At 47.5% G+C, this 1,258-nt stretch carries 1 protein-coding gene; it reads left to right on the forward strand.

Annotated features, from left to right (window positions below):
* Window positions 1-124: 124 nt before the first annotated feature.
* On the forward strand, window positions 125-1,258 hold a 1,134-nt coding region (locus tag R8O70_RS25540), incomplete at its 3' end, for a TolC family protein (RefSeq protein ID WP_318184504.1).

Here is a 1,258-nt window from a genome sequence, read left to right on the forward strand (position 1 = left end):
ATTTGTTACCTGCTATTTAGCCATAAAAAAGTGCGTCATCCGTTTAGCAAATACCAACGCTCTCCCGCTCGGTTCAATCGTTCCCTAAACGCAAAAAAGCTTGGTATCAATTTGGATGTAAATTATGGAATTCAACCCAAATCGCTTAGTGGCACCAGTATGCTCACTGGCTCTGGTTGCCCTACCGGCTTTCAATTTGGTGGCGCAATCGCCAACCAATACGAAAGCACAACAAGAAGCGCAAGCTCAATCAATCCAAGCCCAATCAACCAATGAGCTAGCAAACCTCATTAGCATTGCCTTGAACAACGATGGCAACCGCAAGCAATTCTATGCTCAATCGGAAGCGATGCGTGAAACAGGCGTAGCCAGCGCAACCTTGATGGACCCGAAACTGAAAGTCGGTTTTGGTGGTTTGCCTGTCGATAGCTTCAAATTTGACGAAGATCCGATGACCAATATCTCCGTCGGTTTGATGCAACAGTTCGAACGTGGCTCGACGCTCAACCTTCAACAAAAGAAAGCCAATCAACAAGCCGATGGTTTGTCGTTGCAAGTTCACGCACGGGAGCTTGAAGTGGCAAACAGCATGACTCAGCTTTGGTTGGAGCTGGGCTATCAGCAGAAGGCAGAGCAAATTTTGCTAGAAAACCGTCGGCTCATGACGGAAATGGAAAACTTCATTCAAACCAATTACTCAATCGGCAAAAGCGAAGCGCAAGATTTACTGAATGCACAGCTTCAAGTGAGTAAGTTGGATGAAAAGCTGCAAGCCAACGCACAAATGCAGCGCCGTTTGGTCTCGCAACTCTCAGAATGGTTGGGCTCTGACTGGCTCAATACCTATACCCAAAACGGACGCTCAACACTCCAAGCCAGCAACACACTGACTTGGGCGTCATTGAACCAAAAGTTGTCTGCAAATAGCGAAACGACCAAACACTACCAACAGTTGAGTGAGCACCCGATGGTGAAAATGGCAGACGTAAGTATTTCTGCCAATGAAACTCAAGTGGACATTGCAGAGCAAGCCTACACGCCTCAATTCGGTGTGGAAGTGATGTACGCCTATCGTCAAGCCAACAATATGAAAGGCGAACCTGCATCGGATTTGGTGAGCGCGTATCTAACAATGGACATTCCCCTGTTCACTGGCAATCGCCAAGACCGCAACTTAGCCGCCGCTCAATATCAAGTGGGTGCTGCTCGCTCACAAAAAGATACGTTACTGACTCAGATGAACGCGAAGGTCAACACA

This window comes from Vibrio sp. 779(2023) (genome assembly GCF_033344285.1).
GTDB lineage: Bacteria > Pseudomonadota > Gammaproteobacteria > Enterobacterales > Vibrionaceae > Vibrio > Vibrio alginolyticus.